The organism is Brachyspira sp. G79, from assembly GCF_002379365.1.
GTDB lineage: Bacteria > Spirochaetota > Brachyspiria > Brachyspirales > Brachyspiraceae > Brachyspira.
Window position 1 is genome coordinate 1,438,662 of sequence record NZ_JQIU01000008.1, and the last position, 21,239, is coordinate 1,459,900.

Sequence of the window (21,239 nt, forward strand, 5' to 3'; positions counted from 1 at the left end):
ATAAATACCAAAAAATTAGAATTATTTATAAATATTTTGCCCATATACAAATAATGAATGCCCTCATCGATATTTTCAAATCTACTACAGTAAATATATATATTATTAATATTGTCTTTAAGTATAGTAAAAGTTATATCTTTTATATAAAAATAAGGAGTGTATTTATTTTTCATTAAGTATTTAAAAATAATAACTAAAATAATAAGAAAAATAATCAAAACAAAATATTCACTATGCAAAACACTATATAATAAATTTGTCATTCATACCTCCCAATAATTTTTTATAATAATAAAAAATTATATGTACCATTTAGGACTTTCAGTTAAATTTGTATTTATAAACATATCTTTTGTGTAAGCATCTTCTCTCACTTTCCAAGCATCTAAATTCTGATTAAAACTAACAGCATTCTTAAACATACCGCACATATTTTGTACATTGCTTATATCCCATTTATACAAAGGCATATTGAAACTACTAGCTCCATAAAACATATAACTCATATCAAAAACTTTAGAAACATTCCAATCATTAATATTTATATTGAAATTTTTTACATTATGAAACATAGATTTCATTGTTACAACATTAGAAGTATCCCATTTATCTATACCTGAAAAATCAGACCTTACATTGTAATCCTCATATTCACTGTAAGAACCCTCAAAACATGCAAAATTAGGCTTATCAAAAAGCATAGACATATCAGTTATTAAAGAAGTATCAATATCGCCCAAATATATATTACTGTTTTCTATCAAACTTCTTAATTCAATTTTATTGTTTGGTTTATATTTACTCATAACTTATTTATTAATTTTGATTATCTGAAACATTTTCATTATTTTCTTCTGAAGAATTACTTTCTATATTTGTACTATCTTCTGATGTACTTTCCTCTTTATTATTAGAAACTTCTTCTGCATTATCACTTTCTTCTTCACTATCACTATTTTCTTTAGATATAAAATGCTCATCTCTTTTAAATACATATATCTCTTTAAATCGCATCTCTTGTTTAAGTAAAATCTCTTTTTCTTTAACAAGTTCAAGCATAGCTAAAAAGAATGTAACAAGCTGCCTCTTTGTAACTCCGTCTTTAAATAATACTATAAACGGGAAAAAAGCTGTTTCTGATAATTTTATTCTTATCATATCAATAGCATTATCTATATGGAAATTAGACATTCCAGATAGAACTGCCAAATCTGTTTCAGGTACAAACTGAACCTTTGTAAAAGCATATACCAAATCATAAAGCGTAACATCTTTCCAAGCAACTTCATTATCATCTAAAGAATTAATATTATTAAAAAATTTTACTCTCTCTGTATCTTTACGTTCAAATATAGAATCCGAAGCCTCCTGAAGCCTGTCAAGCTCTTCAGAAACCATTTTATATCTCTGAAACTCAAGCATTTGTTCTACTATTTCAAATTTTAATCTGTCTGTAAACTTATCATCATCTATATCATGCGGTAAAAGCATTTTTGATTTATATAGATGAAATTCAGAAGCTGCTACCAAAAAATCTCCTGTAGAATCAAGATTTAATGCTGCCTGAGCTTTTAAATACTCAATAAATTGATCTATAATTTCCAAAATAGAAACTTCATATATATTTTTTTCACTTCTTTTAAGCATATCAAAAAGTATAGATAGAGGTCCTTCATAATCTATACTTGATAATGAAACAGTAAACTCCTTATAATCAGGTTTATTATTTTCTGCTTCTTTATTATTCAATACATCAGCATTATTTTCTTTATTGCTGTTTTCTTTATTTTCTTGATTTGTTTCGTTTATATTCTTTTCCATAATGTTTTATACTATATTATAAATATATAAAAATTCAAGTATATAAGTTTTTATTATATTGACAATAAATAAAATTCTAATATTATTTTATTAATAAAATCACTAAAATAAGGGGTAACTAAAATGAAAAAAATAAATATAGGTTTTATAGGAGCTGGAAATATAGCAGAAACTATGGCAAAAACTATATCTAAAATAAAAGAAGTAGAATCATATGCTGTAAGTGCAAGAGATTTAAAAAGAAGCAAAGCATTTGCCAAAAAATACGGATTTAAAAAGTTTTACAGCTCTTATGAAGAGATGTTAAAAGATGAAAAAATTGATTTAGTTTATATAGCAACACCACATTCGCATCATTATGAACATATAAAACTATGCTTAAACAATAATAAAAATGTAATATGTGAAAAAGCATTTACTGTTAATGCCAAACAAGCAAGAGAAGTATTAATACTAGCAAAAAAGAAAAAACTTTTACTTGCAGAGGCTATATGGACAAGATATATGCCTAGCAGACAAATAATAAATGACACTATAAAAAGCGGTATTATAGGAAAAGTAAGTTCATTAACTGCCAACTTAGGGTATGTTATAAATAAAGTTCCTAGATTAATAGAACCAGAATTAGCAGGAGGAGCTTTACTTGATGTAGGTATTTATACTATCAATTTTGCTTTGATGGTATTTGGTAATAAAATAAGTAAAATAGATTCCTGCTGTGTAAAGACTAAAAAAGGTGTAGATGAACAAAACTCTATTACATTAACCTTTGAAGATGGAAAAATGGCTGTATTAAACTCTACAATGTCTGCATTAACCAACAGAGAAGGAGTTATAAATGGAGATAAAGGCTATATGGTGATAAAAAATATTAATAACCCAGAAAGTATAACAGTTTATTCTCTTGACAGAAAAGTTTTAAAAACTATTAAAGTTCCAAAACAAATAACAGGCTATGAATATCAAATACTTTCATGCGTTGATGCAATTAATAATGGTAAACTAGAATGCAAAGAAATGCCTCATGAGGATATTTTGAGAGTGATGAATATAATGGATACTTTAAGAAGAAGTTGGAAAATAAAATACCCTTTTGAAAAATAAAAAGATAAATTTATTAATAAAAGAATATTAATTCCAATATTAATAAAATCATATAAACATAAAAAAGCCATGCATGAATATGATTCATACATGGCTATTTATTTTTTAATAACTTTTAGTTATTTGTTTGAGCTGCTTCTGTATCAGTAGCTGTGTTAGCTTCTTCTGTAGCAGTATTGTTTTGCTGCTGATTTCTCAATATCATAGCTTCATCATAAGTAATGTATTCCATATTAGGATCATAAGTACCAGCTCTTTCTTCTCCGTTCATACTAGGTATAGTTAATACTTGACCAGGTAATATTAAGTCTGGGTTATTAGGATCTCTTAATATATTTCTATTAGCCTGATATAATCTGTACCATTGTATAGGATCATTATATATGAAAGAGTATCCAGCTATTCTCCATAAAGCATCAGTTAAAGGAGTTCTTTGTACAACTGTATAATACATAGGAAGTACAGTAACTTTACCTTCAGTATTAACAGTTTGACCAGTAGTTGCATCGATTATCTGACCTCTCTCACCATCGCCGTCTCCTTCTACTAAATCGCCGTCAATAGGTCTTTTTGGTCCCATTTCATATATAGCGTTCATAGAATTATTAGCTTCTTCAAGTTTTTGTCTTGCTAAAGTATTATCATTATTAGCTAATGCATCTTCAGCATCCTTAATAACTTGGGAAAGATTTTGATCTTCTTCGCTATCTGGTATTATATAACCTTGATCAACAAGCTCTTGATATCTTGCTTTAATTTCATCTAACTGTCTTTGATTTTCTTCTCTTGCTATAGTGTTATCACGTTCATTAATTAAATCGTCCATAGCTTTAGAAGCTTCTAATGCTTTTTCACTTGCAGCAGCAGGATCAGTTTCAACCATATTATTAGCATCAGCTAAAAGAGCAGATATATTTTGATCAACTTCATTTCCTCTGGTTATAGTATTGTCATTAACAAGACTGTCGTATTTTTCTTGAGCATTGGCAATATCTTGCTTAGCCTTAGCAATTGCATCTGCCTGTTCTTTAGCAAGTGCTTCCTGTTCTGCTTTTTGTCTAGCTTCTTCTTCAGCTTTTTTCTTAGCTTCAGCTTCTGCCTTAGCTTTTGCTTCAGCCTCTGCTTTTGCCTTAGCCTCAGCAGCAGCTTTTGCTTTAGCTTCTTCAGCTTTTCTCTTAGCTTCAGCTTCTGCCTTAGCTTTTGCTTCAGCAGCAGCTTTTGCTTTGGCCTCTGCTTCTGCTTTTGCTTTAGCAGCAGCGGCAGCTCTTTCAGCAGCAGCTTTAGCATCTGCTTCTGCTTTAGTTATTCCAGCAAGAGCAGCAGCAACATTTTGCTGTACGCTTGCAAAATTATCAGATTTTAAAGCCTCATCAGCTTGAGCCAAAGCACCAGATACAGTTTTATCATTATTATCACCTGCTTTTATACTTTTACCCAAAGCAGCATTATATTTAGCTCTTGCATCGGCTATAGTTTTTGAAGCAGTATCTCTTTCTCTGCCTAAATAACCTTCTTTAACAGTATTAGCTGAAGATAAAGCATTACTGTAAGAGTTTAAAACAGTTGTAAAAGTATTTGAAGCAGCGATAAACTCTTCATCAGTTTGAGCAGTAGCATCAGGAGCTGGAATACTTCCTACGCTGGCATTTCCTTCTTCAAAATATTTAACAGCTTCTTCATAAGTTGTTTTAAATTGATTATCACTAGAAGCACCCATTTGATTTATTTCAGTAATAGCTTTATCAGCATCACTTCTAGTCTTACTTATTCTAACATTCATAAGTCTATAGAATAATGCCATAGTAGCTTTATCTATACTAACAGAAGCTTCCTGAGATTTATCATAAGACTGCTGATATTGTCCTTCATTTTGAAGTGTATCAGCCTCTTCTGTAATTCTTGCAGCATCTTCATAAGTTTGTGCTGGCAAAACAGACCATGTAAAAGATAATAAAGCTATAGTAGCTATTATTTTTTTTATTCTCATCATTTACTCCTTATATATTAATTCTGTTCCTGTTCAAAGGCTTCAACTTCCTGCATCATTTTTTCTAATTGTGCTAAGCGTTCTTTTACTGTTCTTAAAGCCTCATCACTTTTATCGAATTGCTCTTTAGTTTTATTATATAAATCAGTATATGCTACTTTAGCTTGATAAAGTTTATCTACCATTGTTCTATAATCTTTAGTTTCAGCAGTGTACATTGCATTAGCTTCCTGATATAAAGTATCAGCATTATTAAACTCATCAGCATACATTACACCAGCTTTAATGTTAATAGCATTGGTAGCACTTTCATCTGTTTGTTTCTTCAAAATTTCAGAATATGGTGGCAAGCCTTTATCCAAAACTAAATTATAATTAGTTTCAGCAGTTAATAAAAGCTCTTTAGCTTTTTCTGCCTCATCTTTATTTTCTTCTTTCATGATAATATCAGCTTCTGCATAACCTTTTTCTGCTATATCAAAATCTTCTGGGGCAAATGTTTTTATCTCAGAATATTTGTTTACCACTGTATCTCTTAGAGCGGTTACCCTTTCGTATTCTTTTACTGGTAAGCCGCCGCATGAAATAAGCATAAAAGCTATTAAGGTGATAAAACCAACTTGTACCTTTAACTTCATAATTAGATTAATCCTCCCAATCTTTATTTTATAAAATATATCTTATGGCTTATAGAAATATAAACCATAATTATTAAAATAAGAAAAATATATTATTACAAAAAATATAATTATGTTAACACATATTATTATTAACGGTATAAAAGTCAATAGCTTTCATAGTTTTTTAATAGTTTTATACGATGATTAGACTTTAGTTAAAAGAAAATTTAGTTAATTTTGACATTTGTAATTTATATTTTAATAAGATATGTATATCAGAAAATAACTTTACTTTTATAATTGACTGCTTTACTAGAAACAGAATGATAATAAAAACATATTAATCATATAACATATTACTCTTTTATTTTTTTTAAAACAAAAAAGGAGACTAAAAAAGCCTCCTTAAAATATTAAGACATTAATTATTATTTATTAGACAAATATTTATGTATTCCAGAAGCAGCTCTTTTGCCGTCACCAATAGCGAGAATAACTGTTGCAGCTCCTCTTGCAGCGTCTCCTCCTGCAAATACACCTTCCATAGAAGTAGCACCAGTCTCTTCATCAATAACATAAGTACCTTTTTTAGTAGTTTGTAATTCTGGTACTTTTCTAGCTATAAGAGGGTTAGGAGTAGTTCCTATAGCAATAATAACTGCATCAACTTCTATATCTTCTGTCTGACCTTCAACAGCAACAGGTTTTCTTCTGCCGTCAGCATCAGGCTCACCAAGCTCCATTACTTGTGTTCTTATAGCTGTAACATTATCATTTTCATCTGCCAGAATTTCCAAAGGAGCTCTTAAAAATCTAAAATCCACTCCCTCTTCCATAGCATGATGTACTTCCTCTACTCTTGCTGGAAGTTCTTTTTGAGTTCTTCTATAAACTATATATACTTTTTCAGCACCTAATCTTACAGCAGTTCTGCAAGCGTCCATAGCCACGTTACCGCCGCCTAATACAGCAACTTTTTTATGTCTTATAACAGGAGTGTCTACTTCTGGGAATTTATAAGCACCCATTAAGTTAACACGTGTTAAATATTCATTAGCAGAATATACTCCGCAGAAATTTTCACCAGGTATATTTAAGAAAGCAGGAAGCCCTGCACCTGTTCCCAAAAATATAGCATCATATTCTTTTCTTAATTCATTAAAATCTAAAGACACACCTGCAACTTCATTTATTTTAAAATTAACCCCATCTTTTTTAAGGTTTTCTACTTCATGAGCCACCAATTCTTTTGGTAAACGAAACTCTGGAATACCATACATCAATACTCCGCCTATTGTATGTAAGGCTTCTAATACAGTTACATCATATCCTAGTTTAATTAAGTCTCCCGCACAAGCTAATCCTGCAGGACCAGCACCCACAATACATACTTTTTTACCATTTTTTTCTACTTTCAAATCTTCATGCTGAGCATGTTTTCTCTCATAGTCAGCAACAAACATTTCCAATTTACCTATAGCTACAGGTTCAAATTTTTTACCTACAACACATCTTTCTTCACATTGAGTTTCCTGAGGACATACTCTTCCGCAGGCTGCTGGTAAAGCATTTGTTTCTTTAATTTTTTTAGCAGCTTCTAAAAATTTTTTTTCAGCAACAAGTCCTATAAACTCAGGTATCTTTACTTTAGCAGGACAACCTTCCATACAATGAGGTACTTTGCAGTCTAAACATCTCAAAGCCTCTGTATAAGCCTGTTCTTCAGTATATCCTGTAGGAACTTCTTTAAAGTCCTTTCTTCTCTCTTCAGGACTTCTAGTAGGCATTTCTTGTCTAGGTATTTCACCTAATTTTGATCTTGGGGGCATATATCTCTCCTATTTAGGTTTTTTAACATCAATTTAGTTTTAAATTATTATACTACAATTTTAAATATAATCAATGGTAATTTTTTTATTTTTACTAAACTATTATTGCAAAAATAAAGTACAATTAGAAATGCTCTATTGACTAGAATAATTTTTTATAATATAATCATACAATTATAAATTTAATATATCATTTCTTGGAGGAAAATTATGGCAAGAGTATGTGAAATATGCGGCAAAGGCAAACAAAATGGTCATAGTGTGAGCCACTCTAATATAAAAACTAAACGTTCTTTTAATGCTAACTTGCAAAACATTAGAATAGAAGTTAATGGTGCAACAAAAAAAGCATTAGTATGCACTAAGTGTCTTAAAGGCAACAAAGTAGCTAAAGCTAAATAAAATCAATATAAATATATAAAAACAATGAACGTAGATATAGGTAAATTCGCTGGTTTCTGTGATGGTGTAAAATATGCAGTTGAAAATACTTTTTCTCAGGCTGCTAAAAATAATAATGATGATATATATATTGACGGACATTTAATACATAATCCTCAGACTCTTGATATGCTTGAAAACATAGGTGTAAAAACATATGAAGATGATGAGGATATGTCTGTTTTAAATAATAAAACCGTTATAGTAAGAGCTCATGGTATATCTCCTAAAAGACGCGAAGCTCTATCTAGCCATGCAAAAAAAATAGTTAATCTTACTTGCAAATATGTTGCTAAAATTCAAAGTCTTGTAAAAAAACATAGTTCTCTCGGATACAGAATTATAGTAATAGGAAATCCTAAACACCCTGAAATAATTGGGGTATGCGGATATGCCGATGATGTATATGTTGTATATAAAGATGAAGATTTAAATAATTTACCTAACGATGCAAAAAAAACTCTTATAGCAGCTCAAACAACTCTGCAGAAGTCTGTATTCGATAAATATGTAAATAAAATAAAAGAAAAATACCCTAATACAGAAATTATAATCAAAAATACTATATGCGAAGCTACAGAACAAAGACAAAATGAAGTATTAGAAATAGCTAAAAGAAATGATGCTGTACTTGTTATAGGCGGGTCTGAAAGCTCGAATACTAGAAATTTATATAATATAGCATCGTCTATAAAGCCTGCATTTTATGTTGAGTACAAAGAAGATTTAGAAAAAATAGATTTATCAAAATACAAAAATATTGGTATAATGGCTGGAGCTTCTACTCCAGACTGGCTCATAGAAGATGTAGCTCAGACTATAAAAGATAAATATGCCAGTTCTTTTACAAGATTTGTTTCTAGAATATTTGATTTTCTAAATTACGGATATATATTCTTTTCTGTAGGTGCTTTTTTAATGTCATATGCTATATATGATATATTATCACAGCCATTTCAGTATAGAATAGGCATAATAATAGCTGCTTATTATCTATATATGAGTTTGGGAAACGGATATAGCAATTATACAATAAAAATAAGTGATAAAAGAAGATATTTATTCTATCAAAAAAATAAATTCTTTTTTATGACACTTATAACTGTAAGTGCATTGTCAATGTTTTATTTTGCCTACAAAGTAGATATCGGCATACTAATGCTTACAATACTTTCAAGCCTTTTAGGTATAGGATATAATATAAGTTTTGAAAACAAATCAAGATTTGAAACATCCATATTTTTTAAACTATTTAAAAAACTTATACCATTTAAAGCCATAGTAATATCAGTTGCTGTTACAATACTTTTGAATGGCTCTATATTTATAATGCATAGAAATATAATAAAAGAAAAACCTTTTTTATATATATTTTCTACAAGCATAGTATTTTTATTTATGTTTATAAGACAGGCATTAATAGAAATAAAATTCTCTCAAAGTGATAAAATAGCAGGTGCTGTAACTTTAACTACATATATAGATTCAAGTAAATTAGCTATTATAACTAGAATAATACCAATTGTACTTATATTATTTATGATTATTAGTATTCTTATAGGAAAGTTTCCATTGGAATTGAATAAATTAAAATATTTTATACCGATTATATACAGCAGCATTATATCTTTTATTGTAATGAAGAAGAAGATTATAACAAGCAGACATTTATTTTCTATATTAATAGATTCTCCGCTTTATGTATTATTTTTAGCGGCATTAATCAACATTTAATTTATAGAGTCAACAAAAACCAAAAACAGAAAAATTAATAAAGTATATATCTATTAATTAATACCGCCTAAAAATTTAATCTTTTTTATTTAATTCTTTTTTAAGAAAAGTGAAGATGATGATGAACCAGCTAAATGATGTCTTCTCAAATCTATAAGTTCAAATATTGTAGCAGAAGATAAACTTTCTCTTAGAGCTTTAGGTGATTTTAGAAGTTTAATAATCTCTTCATTAACCATCCATTCCTCATCATAAACATTGCTTATAGAATCTCTAGGAGCATATATCATATTGCTTCTAGCAAGTACTATGAATCTATTATTTTCATCATAATAACCCAATTCTCCGATAAAATAAGCATGAGGCATAGCTAAATTAACATATCTGTCACCATATATATAGTTAACTTCTATTTCTTTATGTATCTCTCCGTTAGTGATATCGTATCCAAATACATGGAATATTCTTACCGATATTCTTTTATCTTTTAAAGAATGATAAGCTATATCGCTGTCAGATATATCCCAATAGAAGAAACACCATTCAGGATCACGCATCATAAGAACCAATTTTGTTTCATTATATCTGTCTGGAAGTTCTCTAACTATATCAACTTCATCAGGTATATACTCTTCTTTTTTTTCCTCTTCTTCATCTAACGCTTCTATTTCTTCATCTTCTTCAATTTTTTTCTTTGAAACTGATTTTTTAGTAGATGAAGTTTTTTTACTATTAGCAGTTAAAGATGTTTTTTTAGCAGAAGCAGATTTAACCGCAGCTTTTTTAGCAGAAACTGATGTTTTTTCTTCTTCATCAGTTTTTTTAGCATTTGCAGTTTTTTTAGCGGCAGTAGAAGATGCTTTCTTTTTAGCGGTATCTTCAGCTGCTTTTTCTGTTTTTTTAGTAGCCATTAAATATCTCCATAAATTTATATTTTCAAGACAATTATAGAACAAATACTTTTATTGTCAATAAGCAAGATAAACTTTTTTACTTTTTTGATTTTACTAGATTTATATTATTACGATAATAAAAAATAAAAAATTATTAAAAATTTGGAGCAAAAGTGAAAATAAAATTTATTTCAGCAATATTTTTATGCATTGCATTGTCAGCATTTTCTCAAACAGATCTCAATATACCAATAACACCAAGCAAAGATCAAGAGTTAGATAAAGCGGCAGGATATTCAAGAACATTATCCAGTTTTGATGGAAGTATTAATGCCTATGCAAGATTAAAAGCATATATAAACCTTTTAGATTCTAAGGGAATGCAGGCATTAAAATCTCACCCATCATACCCAAAACTAGGTGATATTTATATGTATGGTGCTATATATTTAGAAAAAGAGTTTAAAGAAGATAAAATAATAGAACTTTATAAAAAAGCTTTAGAGTTAAGAGCAGATCCTAATTCTAATTATAAACTTGCTCTTAAGTATAAAACTAAATATGATAATGCTGTAAAAAAGAATGATCTTGAAAAAGAAATGGAATATGGGAAAAAAGTATATGAATATCTAAATACATATTTAATATTATCTGGAAATAAATCTCAAAAATATAAAGAAATACTAGAATATTTTAGCATTTATAAATAAAATAAATAAAAAAAATTGTTTTAGGTATTGACATTTTTTATGCTTATGCTATAATACTTAAACATTAAGCAACAATCCGAGATAGCTCAGTCGGTAGAGCAGGTGACTGTTAATCACCGGGTCGCAGGTTCGAGCCCTGTTCTCGGAGCATTTTTAAGCCTCCTAAATAGGAGGCTTTTTTATATCATCTATATTTATCTCTTCTTAACATACTTCTTAATAAATCTGCTTATTATCATTATAAATCCCATAATAGCAGAAAGTCCAAAACCTATCATACCTATAACTGAAGTACCATGAAATAAAGGCGGCATCTTGCTTGTTATAATCAAAGCACTAGCCATTATTAAGGAGGCTAAAACTATAGAGTAGCTAAGTCTATCAGCCAAACCATCTAATGTAGTTGATAATGATTCCAAGTTTTTATGCTCAAGCTGAATTTTCATACTGCCTTTTTTCATCACTGAAACTAAATCACTGAAATCAGCAGGTAATTGCTTTAATATATGAGAATAATCAGTTATTAATTTTTTTAATTGTTTTAATATATTATCAGGTTTTATCTGTTCTTTAACATATCTGAAAGCAAAAGGCTTTATATGTTCTATTAATTTTACATCTTTATCTAAATTCCTTGCAACTCCCTCAAGAACTATTAAAGATTTTATTAAAAGCATAATATTGCTTGGAAGAGTTAATCTAAACTCTCTTATTATTTCTATAAGTTCATTAAACACATCTTCTATATTAATATTATCCAAAGACATATCAATGTATTTATTAACCAAAACAAATATTGCCATATTAAAATCATCTATATTTTTTATATCGCTATGATAACATAAATCTAGTATTGCTTTTGATAATGCCAAATAATCAGCCGAACTTATACTCATAATCAAAGATGAAAATGCTTCTTTCGAATTTGGAGGAATAAATCCTATCATTCCAAAATCCAAAAAACATAATACATTATTCTCTAAAGCCATCAAATTACCAGGGTGAGGGTCTGCATGAAAAAATCCAAGCATGAATATCTGCTCTAATACAGCATCAATACCAATAGAAACAAGTTTTTTTCTGTCATACCTATCATCATCTGGTGATATATCTGATATTTTTATTCCGTCTATATATTCCATAGTAAGTATGCTTTTTGTACTGTATTCTTCATATATCTTAGCTATTTTTATGTTTTTATTATCTTTAAAATATCTTGCAAACTTAAGAGTATTATTTTTTTCAAAATTAAAATCTAGTTCCTGCAAAAGCTGAGCTTTAAAAGCTGCTATTAGTTTCTGAGGCTGCATTAAAGCAAACTCTTCATTATATTTTTCTATAATATTTGAAAGCCATATAATAACCTCTATATCCATAAGTATATTATCTTCTATATTCGGTCTTTTTACCTTAATAGCAACTTTTTCTCCTGTTTTTAGCACAGCAGTATGTACCTGAGAAATAGATGCACTTGCTTTAGGCTTCATGTCAAATGAGGCAAATACTTCATCTATTTTTTTACCTAATTCTGTTTCTATTATATTAATAGCATCATTTTCATCAAAAGGTTTTACATGATTTTGAAGTTTGCTAAGCTCATCTGTAATATCTTTTGGAAGTATGTCATTTCTGTTTGATAGTATCTGACCAAGTTTTACAAAAGTAGTTCCCAAATCTTCGCAGGCCATTCTTATACGCTCGCCCCTGCTGTAATTACGTAAATCAATACCTTTATATTTTATATTGATTTTATCTATTGGATTTTTTATTATTTTTAATATTGGAGTTATGGCTATAATATCTCTGAAGCCGTAAGCCATTATTATAGAAATTATCTCTCTTGCTCTATTTATAGATTTTATATTATTCATTTTCATTTCCTATTTTTATATAAAAAAATGCACTATTAAAAATATATAAATATTTTAATAATGCATTATTCTTTAATTACTGCTCAATATTTACTCTTGATTATTCTTACTTAAAGATGCTTTTATTTCATCAAGCTCTTTTTTCATAGATTCATATTCTTCTTTTTTTACATATCCCATTTTATCTATAACTTGTTTAACTCTCTCATCTATAAATTGTGTAACTTCTTCTTTTGTTTCAGAAGCCTTATTTACCATGTCTTTAACAAACTTTTCTCCCTCTTCAGCACTTATATTTTTGTCTTTAACAAACTCACGTGCTGCATCCTCTAATTTTTCCTTTCCCTTAAGCATCATACCTATGCCTGCATAAAATCCTGATTTGATATCATCTGATATACTCATTGTTATCTCCTTTTAATATATTTATTTTTTATTAATAATAAATTATTTACTTTAAAATAAAAAAAGTCAACAGAAAAAAATACATATTTATAAAATATAAACCAATTATATATAGTAAAATACATTTAATAAAACCATTTAAAAAATTTTATCAACAGCATCAAAGTAACAAGCCATAAAATCTCCTTCTCCATTCTCAAAGTCTTTAACCATAGAAGAAACCTTTTTATTGAGCTCTTTTATCATAATATAAGCTATTTCCTGTGCCTTACTCTCTGTAATATCGTTGTTATTTTCTCTAATATGCTTTATAACTTTATTGATATCTACTCTTTTATATACACCATCGCTATCCACTTTTTTAACTCCTATTATTAAATATAACCGCCCTTTCTTAAGGTACTTTTTAAAACATCTATATCGCTTGTAATATCCATAATATCGTCTTTTTGTATATTTTCCGAAACCTTTTTTAAATACTCTATAACTGCTGAAACTGAATCTTTAATATCATGTATTATATTACCATTTACTGTTTTTGAATATGATAAATCTATATATGAATTAATAAGTTTTAATATTGTAGGTATATTATATTCAAGCATTTTATCCAATTCTCTTCTTGATATACTTTTATCTTCAGAATTTTTTGCCTTATCTATAACACTCATAAACAAACTATTTAATTGTCTTATATTAGATGCAAACTCATAATCAGTTATTGATTTTAGGCATTCATTAATTGAACTATAATACTGAAGTGCTTTAGATATTAATTCATCTTCTGTATTATAATTATCTTTTTCAGTATTTTTTTCTATATCATCATCAACATAGCTGTACTGAGCTTCAACAGCATTATCGAATCTATTTGCATAAACTTCACTCTCTTTATCTGAATTTAATTCATTACTGTAAGAGTATTTATAATCATTATTTGAATTATCTGAATATTCATCTGTAAAATAACTGCTGTTATATTTCATATTAAATGCATCATCGCTCATAAATATAAATCTAAGTAAATCTACAACACATAGCAAATAAGGAATACCAGTAAAAAAGAACAAAACATATAAAACCCCTCGCTTATACTGTCCTAAATAAAATTTCTGTATTCCTATACCGCCCAAAAACAAAGACAAGGCAGAACATATTATAGCTTTAAATCTTGTTTTCATTTATATAAAAATCCTATTTAATTAATATTTACAATTATATAATATATTAAAGTATTTTTTTAACAAGTAATTTTTGTTTAATGCTTGTTAATAAATATGTTTTATTATAGTATATACACTAAATTTATAATAAGCGAATAGTAAAAAATGAAAAAAAAGTTAGAATTACAAAGTACAACATTATGGGATTATCCATCTCAGCAATATTTAAAAAGCGAAGAAGAAAAGCATAAACACTATATAGGAGCCACTCCTTCATATATAATATGGAATCTTCTAAACAGATACACCAAAGAAAAAGACCTAGTAGTAGACCCAATGGCTGGAAGCGGAACAACTATTGATGTAGCCCGTGAATTAAACAGACGTGCTTTAGGATATGATATAAACCCAAAAGCATTACAAAGAAAGGATATTTTTAAAGCTGATGCTAGAAAAATACCTATAGAAGATGAAAAAGCTGATTTTGTATTTATAGATCCACCATACAGTACACATATAAATTATTCCGATGAAAAAAACTGTATAGGAAAATTAACTGCAAAAGAAAATGAATACTATGAGGCTATGGAAAAAGTTATAGGTGAAATATTTAGAATAATGAGAAAAGATAGATACATGGCTTTATATGTTTCCGATTCCTATGAAAAAGGATTTCCTTTTATGCCTATAGGATTTAAATTATTTGAAATTATGAGTAGATACTTTATGCCTATAGATATAGTGTCTGTTGTACGACATAATAAAACTTTAAATAAGGGCAATTATCATATAGCAGCTATAGAAAATAATTTTTATTTAAGAGGTTTTAATTATCTTTTTATAATGTATAAAAAAGGAAATAAAACTATAGATAATAATGGCAAAGTTCATTTAAGGAATTTATAATTTTTTTGTATTAATATAATTCTTACAAACTATTTTTATTTAATAAATACCTAAACAATTATAATTTCTAAACTTTTTTATGTATATGATGCCAATACTATATTTTAATAGATTTATATTAGATATATGCAAAAAATTATTGCATATATCTAATACATTAAAAAATTAATCTATAATATCTTTTAAATCCTTTATAATAGTATCTATATTCGATAACTGAATTATAGAATAATTTTTAAGTTTATTTGCTATACATAAAAGTTTCTTAGTTTTCTCAATATGATCATAACTAAAAAGTACAGCAATAGGTACATTCAAAGTTTTTGCTATTTTATTGAGATTTGTTATCGATATATTTCTTTTTCCAACTTCAACACTCTGTAAATATTTTGATGATATTCCAGATACTTCTGCTATTTCTGATATAGTTTTCATTTGAGATTTTCTTATAGCACGTATATTCTTACCAACAGATGATATTAACTCTTCATCATCAATAGATCTTTCATTATTTTTATCATCTTCTATTTTGCTATCGCTGACGATATTATTGTAGAAAGGTTTTTTCAAATTAGTAGTAAGCATTAATCAAACCTCCGCACCATTTTTATATTTATCAAACATTCCATCTTCTCTGAAACTATAATAAGAATTAGCGGCAATTATAATATGATCCAGCATTTTTATATCAACCATTTTAAATGCTTTATACAGTACATTCGTTATATTAATATCCTCTTTAGAAGGCTTTGCTATACCTGATGGGTGATTATGAGATACTATTACATAACTTGCCCCTAAAGATAATGATTTTTCCACTAAATCTCTAGGATATATGGTAGCTGAATCTATAGTACCTCTAAAAATATGTTCTATTGATATAAATTTTTTATTTAAATCTAAACAAACAATAGAAAAAGTTTCAAATTTTAATTTTCCTAATTTTATTATCAAATAATTTACCAAATCTCTTTTTTTAAAATCAGGAGTATTAGCTTTTAAACTGCTTAATAAATAGTATTCCAAAATAGAAGGTATACTCTTTATAAGTTTTATCTTTTTATCATTAAGCCCCTTTACTTTCAAAAGCTCCTTATCTGAAGCATTAACTATATTATATAAATTATAAAAGCTATAATATAACTTATCTACTATAGTATTTGCCCTATCCGAAGATATGCCATTTGATATAATAGAGGCTAATATTTGTTTTTCGTCTACTAAATCGGCATTACTAAACTGCAGGTTATTATTATAAAAATCATTATACATAAATACTTCCTTAATAAATTATAGTATAGCCTATAGTTAAACAAATTTTTTTTTAAAAATAAGCCATTTATTAAAGAAAATAAACAGTATATACTTTACTTTTTATAATTTTTTTAAAAAACTTAAAGTTATTACATAAATATTATACAAATTAATAAGTTAAAGAGTATATTAACTTTATACTTCCTTCTGTATCATCAGCACCGATTAAAGAATTATTTATTGTAATCTCAAATTGTTTAGTTTCGCCCTCTTTTAGAGTAAAGTCCTGAGTATAAGAAACTGTGTTCACCGCTCCACTAACAGAATCAAACACAAAAGCACTTTGAGTTTTATCATATCTAAATTTTATCAAAGGTTTTTCTTGTTCTATTAAAACAGTATCATTAACAATCTGAGGTATTTTATAAGTTCTGTCATACATTGTAATAGAAGCATCTAAATAAAAATAAACTTCATCTGTATCCTCATACTGCACATCAAGAGTATATACTGTAGAAAGTATGCTTTTAGTTTCACCAACATTTACAGTTGTTAAAGAATCAAAGAATAAACTAGGCTTATCTTTTGAAGCTATATTATTTAATACAGGAGCGTCATTATTCAAATTATATCCAAGTCTTATATCATAACTAAATCCTGCATAATTTGTATATTCATCTTTACCAGAAAGTTTATCAACAAAACTTTGAGCACTAATATTTTGTATCTGCAAATCCTGAACCTGCAAAGCTATTTTATTTTTTTCCACTATTTTTATAGGCAGATAAGGAGATCGTCCTGCAAAATTATAATCAGCAATTTGTCTAGTTAAATCGGTAGGACTTCCGTCTAGTCTAGGAGCATAACTGTTGTCATTGGCTATAGACGAAGTACACCAAGGATATATTTCTATAGTACCGTCAGAATGAACTATACCTACTGGGTCGTACTCATAAAAATAAGTAAGCCCGTCAACAGCAAATTTCACTTGTTCATTTAAAGTGGCAGTGTCAGCACTAGCCTCCCAGCCGAGTTCCACAGCACCCCATTCCATAGGAGCAGGTATTCCTACAATAGTTTTCCATTTTGTAGGTATGGCAAAGGCAAATACTAATTTTGAATAACTATCTATAGCTATCAAATAATTATCCGTAGAAAGCCCTGCAGTACCAGTAAAACGATAAAACCAAAACCTATCAAGTCTATCGCTTTTATTGTATGCACTTGTAGACGAGAAAGTGGGATTCATATTTTTATACATATAATACTTTACTTTATTAACTGTAAATCCTGCAGCCTTAGTATTAGTTCCGTCATAATAATATTCATTTCTCGATAAGTCGCCTGCCTTCCAAGTATCATCTTTAATAAGCATGTATGTAGGTTCATTTTTAAGTCCAAAAGAGGCAGCTATTACATATTCTGTATCAAGGTCAAGAGTAAAACCTCTGTAATTAGGATCATTCCAAGGTTTGGAAGCGGCATCATAAACAAAAGGATCCTCTGCATCGCTTATAATATCCTCTCCTCCAATATCAGGTTCTTCTGTATCTCCGCCAGTATTATCCGACCTTGACATCTCCTGATAATAATATAATGGGCTGAAATTTTTTGTGCAGGTATTAAAAAATATTGCCATAAAAAAAATTGATAAAATAACAAATATAATATTTTTCATAATATATATTCTCATAAATAATCTTTATAAATATAATTATACTAATAAAATAAATTAAGTAAACAATATATAAAAATTATTTTAAAAAAAATAGGCAGAAGTAAATATTTCATTACCCTGCCTATAAATATAAACTATTATTTTTATTTAGTTGAATTATTCAATTCAGCATTTGATATTTTGTAGCTTGATCCATCTCTCACACTAAAAAGCAAACTTTTATTATTATAAAAATTAAGTATATAGGTGTATGACGGATTATTATTAGACTTAAGAGTAAAATTACCAGTAGTTACCGAAGAAGTAATATCAAAAGTCTCGCTATTAATCGTAACACCATTAACGGTATAAACATCAATTTTAAGATTCTGAGTATCCCCGCTTGAAACCGTTACCCTAATATTCGCATCTTTACTCTCATAAGTACCCGCTCTGTCTTTAAACTTCATTCCAGAACTTCCCAAAGAAGATGTACATGAAAGTATGAATAAAGATATAAGTAATAAAATAATTTTCTTAAACATTTTTATTTATCCTAACATTATTTATATTATTGTATTATATAAAAAAAATTGTGTTTGTAAATATAAAAATTTAATAAAAAGCGGAGAGATTCTTCAGGTACTCCCCGCTAATTTTGTTAATTATATATTATTATTTTCTATAACCCTCATCCCCTAAGAACCACCATTGAATTGTACCTTCTGTAGATGCTGGAGTTGATTTAATTATATCATCATTAGATGTCAATTCCACACCGTAATAATTATCAAACCACATATTATTTACTTTAACATAAACAGCCCTATATTTATATTCTGATTCATTATCATATCTATATAATGTCCAAGTATTTCCATTCCATTCTATAGTTTTACCGTCATCTTTGAATATATAAGTATTGCCATCATATTCAAATGTAGGGTTATCTCTCACTCTATCTAGGAATATAGGACCTTCATCCTTAAATGAAGTAGAACCAACAGCCTGATCTCCTCTATAAAGAGTTTCATTATCATATTTTATACTAAACTCTATAACAGTACCATCATGTTCATATTCAGCTGATTTATCTCCGCCAGATTTAAAAGTATAAGATGTAGTCTTAGTTTCACCTCTCCAAACTTGTTCACTAATATTAAGTGTTTGTCCGTTAGGCGTAAACTCATAAGTATATAATGTTAAACTTTTACCTGTTGCTTGATATTCATTAGGCAAAGGATTAGATAAATCATATTCGCTATAATCTCTAAATTTATATGTTTTACCTTTAACATTTTCTACAAAGTTACCAGAGGCAATATTTATATTTAAATATCCTTCATGATAGCTTATAGCACTTGTAGCTCCAGCAAAAGGAGAAGAACCCAAAGACCAATATAAAGTATCATCTTTATTTCACTTAGTATTAGCTAATTTCAATCCCCAATATGCAAGACTACCTTCTTTATATTCAGCCTTATCCGAATCTTTATATTCGGCAGAGAATGTGTATGTAGCATCTAACTTACCACTTTTATATTCATATAAAGTATTACCATCTGGACTAAATTTATACTCATAACTTCCATCAGATGCTTTATATGTTTTACCTGCTACTCTGTCTATAAATGCAGGACCATTATCCTGATAGTTAAGAATATATTCTCTCGTACCGTCTTTTATTTTATCATAAGTACCAAGACCTGTTACAGTTAAGTCTCCATACTTTAATGATGTAGCTCCAACAGCCTTGCTGGCATCGCAAGTATATTGTGTAGTAGTTTGACCATCATAGAAATGATCTTTTGTTACAGTAAGAGTTTTTCCATCTTCAGAAAACTTATATGTATATAAAGTTAATCTATCTCTAGCTCCATAAGTTTTTCCTTTTAATTGATCTAATATAGTTTGAGGATCTATGTCATCAATATTAACCATATAGTATGGAGATCGTCCTGCACTACTTGCCCCATCATAACCTGCTATTTCTCGGCTTGCATCATGTATCTGAGGGAAATAAGCATTAGCATCTTTAGCCATTTCATTTTTATATTCTGTATATAGAGTTAATGTTAAAGAATCTGTTGAAGTATCATAAGCCATAAAACCTATAGGATCATATTCATAGAAAGGTCTTTTATCGCCATGAAGTTCTACCGCCTCAAAAGCTGTAGGATATGACTGTCCCATAGTACTTCCTGTTTTGGTTATTTTACCATAGGCAAATACCAATTTTGAGTATGTATCTACAGCTATCAAATAGTTATTTAAGGGAACAACTACTGCATTACCTACAAGTCTGTAGAATACAAATCTTTTCATTCTGTCAGACTGATTATATGAATTTTCAGGTGCAATTAATGGGTTTTTATAATCATATCTATAAAAAGTAGCATCGCTTATGCTGTATCCCTGTGCTGTATTTGCTCCGTCTTTAGCATTATATTTATTTTCTGCTGTTAGTGCATCCGATACTTCCCACTGTGTACCATCTTTAAAGAATGAATATACAGGTACATTATTGTTATCAAAACTTGCAGCAAATAAAAATTCTAATATTTTACTACCATCAAAATTATAATCAACAGAGTTCCATTGACCATTTAAAAATGGGTCTTGGTCAACAGGAACTTCTGACATTCCTAACTCTACATCTGCCGGGGCTGCAGCTTCTGCTTCTGAAGAACTTTTCTTTCCATAATAATACCTAGGATTAAAGAAATGCCCGCCGCATGACGTCATAAACATAGATATCATTGCTAAAAATAACAAATAACTCTTTATCATATATTTTCCTTAAAATAAAATTTTTAACGAAAAAAGCGGAGAGTTTTTTGT

At 28.4% G+C, this 21,239-nt stretch carries 21 protein-coding genes, 1 tRNA gene and 1 pseudogene; 6 read left to right on the plus strand and 17 right to left on the minus strand.

Features of this window, described 5'->3' with window-relative positions; translation table 11 throughout:
* The 3 genes and pseudogenes from KQ44_RS07745 to KQ44_RS07755 all read right to left on the minus strand — a co-directional run.
* Nucleotides 1-266 (minus strand): annotated as a pseudogene (locus tag KQ44_RS07745) (hypothetical protein); the annotation flags it as partial.
* A 36-nt stretch (nt 267-302) separates the two neighbouring features.
* Nucleotides 303-809, minus strand: a complete 507-nt coding sequence (locus KQ44_RS07750; RefSeq protein ID WP_096736923.1) for a BspA family leucine-rich repeat surface protein — start codon at nt 807-809, stop codon at nt 303-305.
* A 10-nt stretch (nt 810-819) separates the two neighbouring features.
* A complete protein-coding gene (locus KQ44_RS07755; RefSeq protein ID WP_096736924.1) occupies nt 820-1,824 on the minus strand; it encodes a segregation/condensation protein A in 1,005 nt (334 codons plus the stop codon).
* A 123-nt stretch (nt 1,825-1,947) separates the two neighbouring features.
* Here KQ44_RS07755 and KQ44_RS07760 point away from each other — a divergent pair, with 123 nt between their 5' ends.
* Nucleotides 1,948-2,928, plus strand: coding sequence for a Gfo/Idh/MocA family oxidoreductase (locus KQ44_RS07760; protein ID WP_096736925.1), 981 nt, complete (start codon nt 1,948-1,950; stop codon nt 2,926-2,928).
* Nucleotides 2,929-3,043: 115 nt separating this feature from the next.
* On the opposite strand, the gene KQ44_RS07765 is transcribed toward KQ44_RS07760, so the two are convergent.
* From KQ44_RS07765 to gltA, 3 genes are all read right to left on the minus strand, one after another.
* Nucleotides 3,044-4,918: a hypothetical protein gene (locus KQ44_RS07765; protein ID WP_096736926.1), complete on the minus strand. Its 1,875-nt coding sequence runs from the start codon at nt 4,916-4,918 to the stop codon at nt 3,044-3,046.
* A 14-nt stretch (nt 4,919-4,932) separates the two neighbouring features.
* Complete coding sequence (locus tag KQ44_RS07770; protein WP_096736927.1) at nt 4,933-5,553, minus strand: hypothetical protein; 621 nt, start codon at nt 5,551-5,553, stop codon at nt 4,933-4,935.
* Between the two features lie 410 nt (nt 5,554-5,963).
* Entirely contained in the window at nt 5,964-7,364 is a 1,401-nt protein-coding gene (gltA, locus tag KQ44_RS07775; protein ID WP_096736928.1) for an NADPH-dependent glutamate synthase, read from the minus strand.
* Between the two features lie 210 nt (nt 7,365-7,574).
* On the opposite strand from gltA, the gene rpmB reads away from it, so the two are divergent.
* Both rpmB and ispH read left to right on the plus strand, forming a co-directional pair.
* Nucleotides 7,575-7,766, plus strand: a complete 192-nt coding sequence (gene rpmB, locus KQ44_RS07780; protein ID WP_096736929.1) for a 50S ribosomal protein L28 — start codon at nt 7,575-7,577, stop codon at nt 7,764-7,766.
* A gap of 24 nt (nt 7,767-7,790) precedes the next feature.
* Nucleotides 7,791-9,539 (plus strand): 4-hydroxy-3-methylbut-2-enyl diphosphate reductase, encoded by a 1,749-nt coding sequence (gene ispH, locus KQ44_RS07785; protein ID WP_096736930.1) that lies wholly within the window; start codon nt 7,791-7,793, stop codon nt 9,537-9,539.
* Nucleotides 9,540-9,628: 89 nt separating this feature from the next.
* Here ispH and KQ44_RS07790 read toward each other — a convergent pair whose 3' ends face one another.
* Entirely contained in the window at nt 9,629-10,450 is an 822-nt protein-coding gene (locus KQ44_RS07790; RefSeq protein ID WP_096736931.1) for a DUF4912 domain-containing protein, read from the minus strand.
* Between the two features lie 155 nt (nt 10,451-10,605).
* On the opposite strand from KQ44_RS07790, the gene KQ44_RS07795 reads away from it, so the two are divergent.
* Both KQ44_RS07795 and KQ44_RS07800 read left to right on the plus strand, forming a co-directional pair.
* Complete coding sequence (locus KQ44_RS07795) at nt 10,606-11,142, plus strand: hypothetical protein (protein WP_096736932.1); 537 nt, start codon at nt 10,606-10,608, stop codon at nt 11,140-11,142.
* A 75-nt stretch (nt 11,143-11,217) separates the two neighbouring features.
* Nucleotides 11,218-11,290: transfer RNA gene (locus tag KQ44_RS07800), tRNA-Asn, on the plus strand.
* A 46-nt stretch (nt 11,291-11,336) separates the two neighbouring features.
* Here the strand turns inward: KQ44_RS07800 and KQ44_RS07805 are convergent.
* The 4 genes from KQ44_RS07805 to KQ44_RS07820 form a co-directional block, all read right to left on the minus strand.
* Nucleotides 11,337-13,013, minus strand: a complete 1,677-nt coding sequence (locus KQ44_RS07805) for an AarF/ABC1/UbiB kinase family protein (RefSeq protein WP_096736933.1) — start codon at nt 13,011-13,013, stop codon at nt 11,337-11,339.
* 90 nt (nt 13,014-13,103) lie between these two features.
* A complete protein-coding gene (locus tag KQ44_RS07810) occupies nt 13,104-13,418 on the minus strand; it encodes a phasin family protein (RefSeq protein ID WP_096736934.1) in 315 nt (104 codons plus the stop codon).
* A gap of 138 nt (nt 13,419-13,556) precedes the next feature.
* Nucleotides 13,557-13,775 (minus strand): hypothetical protein, encoded by a 219-nt coding sequence (locus tag KQ44_RS07815; RefSeq protein ID WP_096736935.1) that lies wholly within the window; start codon nt 13,773-13,775, stop codon nt 13,557-13,559.
* A gap of 17 nt (nt 13,776-13,792) precedes the next feature.
* Nucleotides 13,793-14,599, minus strand: a complete 807-nt coding sequence (locus KQ44_RS07820; RefSeq protein WP_096736936.1) for a TM2 domain-containing protein — start codon at nt 14,597-14,599, stop codon at nt 13,793-13,795.
* A gap of 147 nt (nt 14,600-14,746) precedes the next feature.
* Here KQ44_RS07820 and KQ44_RS07825 point away from each other — a divergent pair, with 147 nt between their 5' ends.
* Complete coding sequence (locus tag KQ44_RS07825) at nt 14,747-15,487, plus strand: DNA methyltransferase (RefSeq protein ID WP_096736937.1); 741 nt, start codon at nt 14,747-14,749, stop codon at nt 15,485-15,487.
* 165 nt (nt 15,488-15,652) lie between these two features.
* Here the strand turns inward: KQ44_RS07825 and KQ44_RS07830 are convergent, their stop codons facing one another.
* The 6 genes from KQ44_RS07830 to KQ44_RS14990 form a co-directional block, all read right to left on the minus strand.
* Nucleotides 15,653-16,072, minus strand: coding sequence for a helix-turn-helix transcriptional regulator (locus KQ44_RS07830; protein WP_096736938.1), 420 nt, complete (start codon nt 16,070-16,072; stop codon nt 15,653-15,655).
* A 3-nt stretch (nt 16,073-16,075) separates the two neighbouring features.
* Nucleotides 16,076-16,759, minus strand: a complete 684-nt coding sequence (gene radC, locus KQ44_RS07835; RefSeq protein WP_096736939.1) for a JAB domain-containing protein — start codon at nt 16,757-16,759, stop codon at nt 16,076-16,078.
* A gap of 151 nt (nt 16,760-16,910) precedes the next feature.
* Nucleotides 16,911-18,419: a hypothetical protein gene (locus tag KQ44_RS07840; RefSeq protein ID WP_096737801.1), complete on the minus strand. Its 1,509-nt coding sequence runs from the start codon at nt 18,417-18,419 to the stop codon at nt 16,911-16,913.
* 143 nt (nt 18,420-18,562) lie between these two features.
* Nucleotides 18,563-18,943, minus strand: coding sequence for a hypothetical protein (locus tag KQ44_RS07845; RefSeq protein WP_096736940.1), 381 nt, complete (start codon nt 18,941-18,943; stop codon nt 18,563-18,565).
* Between the two features lie 130 nt (nt 18,944-19,073).
* Nucleotides 19,074-19,790, minus strand: a complete 717-nt coding sequence (locus KQ44_RS14985) for a hypothetical protein (protein ID WP_240516548.1) — start codon at nt 19,788-19,790, stop codon at nt 19,074-19,076.
* A 27-nt stretch (nt 19,791-19,817) separates the two neighbouring features.
* Entirely contained in the window at nt 19,818-21,188 is a 1,371-nt protein-coding gene (locus KQ44_RS14990) for a hypothetical protein (RefSeq protein ID WP_240516549.1), read from the minus strand.
* Nucleotides 21,189-21,239: the final 51 nt, after the last annotated feature.

What these genes read in the sequence shown, in the direction of transcription:
- KQ44_RS07750 (WP_096736923.1), bottom strand. Translation starts at nt 809, where the DNA reads ATGAGTAAATATAAACCAAACAATAAAATTGAATTAAGAAGTTTGATA.
- KQ44_RS07755 (WP_096736924.1), bottom strand. Translation starts at nt 1,824, where the DNA reads ATGGAAAAGAATATAAACGAAACAAATCAAGAAAATAAAGAAAACAGC.
- KQ44_RS07760 (WP_096736925.1), top strand. Translation starts at nt 1,948, where the DNA reads ATGAAAAAAATAAATATAGGTTTTATAGGAGCTGGAAATATAGCAGAA.
- KQ44_RS07765 (WP_096736926.1), bottom strand. Translation starts at nt 4,918, where the DNA reads ATGATGAGAATAAAAAAAATAATAGCTACTATAGCTTTATTATCTTTT.
- KQ44_RS07770 (WP_096736927.1), bottom strand. Translation starts at nt 5,553, where the DNA reads ATGAAGTTAAAGGTACAAGTTGGTTTTATCACCTTAATAGCTTTTATG.
- gltA (WP_096736928.1), bottom strand. Translation starts at nt 7,364, where the DNA reads ATGCCCCCAAGATCAAAATTAGGTGAAATACCTAGACAAGAAATGCCT.
- rpmB (WP_096736929.1), top strand. Translation starts at nt 7,575, where the DNA reads ATGGCAAGAGTATGTGAAATATGCGGCAAAGGCAAACAAAATGGTCAT.
- ispH (WP_096736930.1), top strand. Translation starts at nt 7,791, where the DNA reads ATGAACGTAGATATAGGTAAATTCGCTGGTTTCTGTGATGGTGTAAAA.
- KQ44_RS07790 (WP_096736931.1), bottom strand. Translation starts at nt 10,450, where the DNA reads ATGGCTACTAAAAAAACAGAAAAAGCAGCTGAAGATACCGCTAAAAAG.
- KQ44_RS07805 (WP_096736933.1), bottom strand. Translation starts at nt 13,013, where the DNA reads ATGAATAATATAAAATCTATAAATAGAGCAAGAGAGATAATTTCTATA.
- KQ44_RS07810 (WP_096736934.1), bottom strand. Translation starts at nt 13,418, where the DNA reads ATGAGTATATCAGATGATATCAAATCAGGATTTTATGCAGGCATAGGT.
- KQ44_RS07820 (WP_096736936.1), bottom strand. Translation starts at nt 14,599, where the DNA reads ATGAAAACAAGATTTAAAGCTATAATATGTTCTGCCTTGTCTTTGTTT.
- KQ44_RS07825 (WP_096736937.1), top strand. Translation starts at nt 14,747, where the DNA reads ATGAAAAAAAAGTTAGAATTACAAAGTACAACATTATGGGATTATCCA.
- KQ44_RS07830 (WP_096736938.1), bottom strand. Translation starts at nt 16,072, where the DNA reads ATGCTTACTACTAATTTGAAAAAACCTTTCTACAATAATATCGTCAGC.
- radC (WP_096736939.1), bottom strand. Translation starts at nt 16,759, where the DNA reads ATGTATAATGATTTTTATAATAATAACCTGCAGTTTAGTAATGCCGAT.
- KQ44_RS07840 (WP_096737801.1), bottom strand. Translation starts at nt 18,419, where the DNA reads ATGAAAAATATTATATTTGTTATTTTATCAATTTTTTTTATGGCAATA.
- KQ44_RS07845 (WP_096736940.1), bottom strand. Translation starts at nt 18,943, where the DNA reads ATGTTTAAGAAAATTATTTTATTACTTATATCTTTATTCATACTTTCA.
- KQ44_RS14990 (WP_240516549.1), bottom strand. Translation starts at nt 21,188, where the DNA reads ATGATAAAGAGTTATTTGTTATTTTTAGCAATGATATCTATGTTTATG.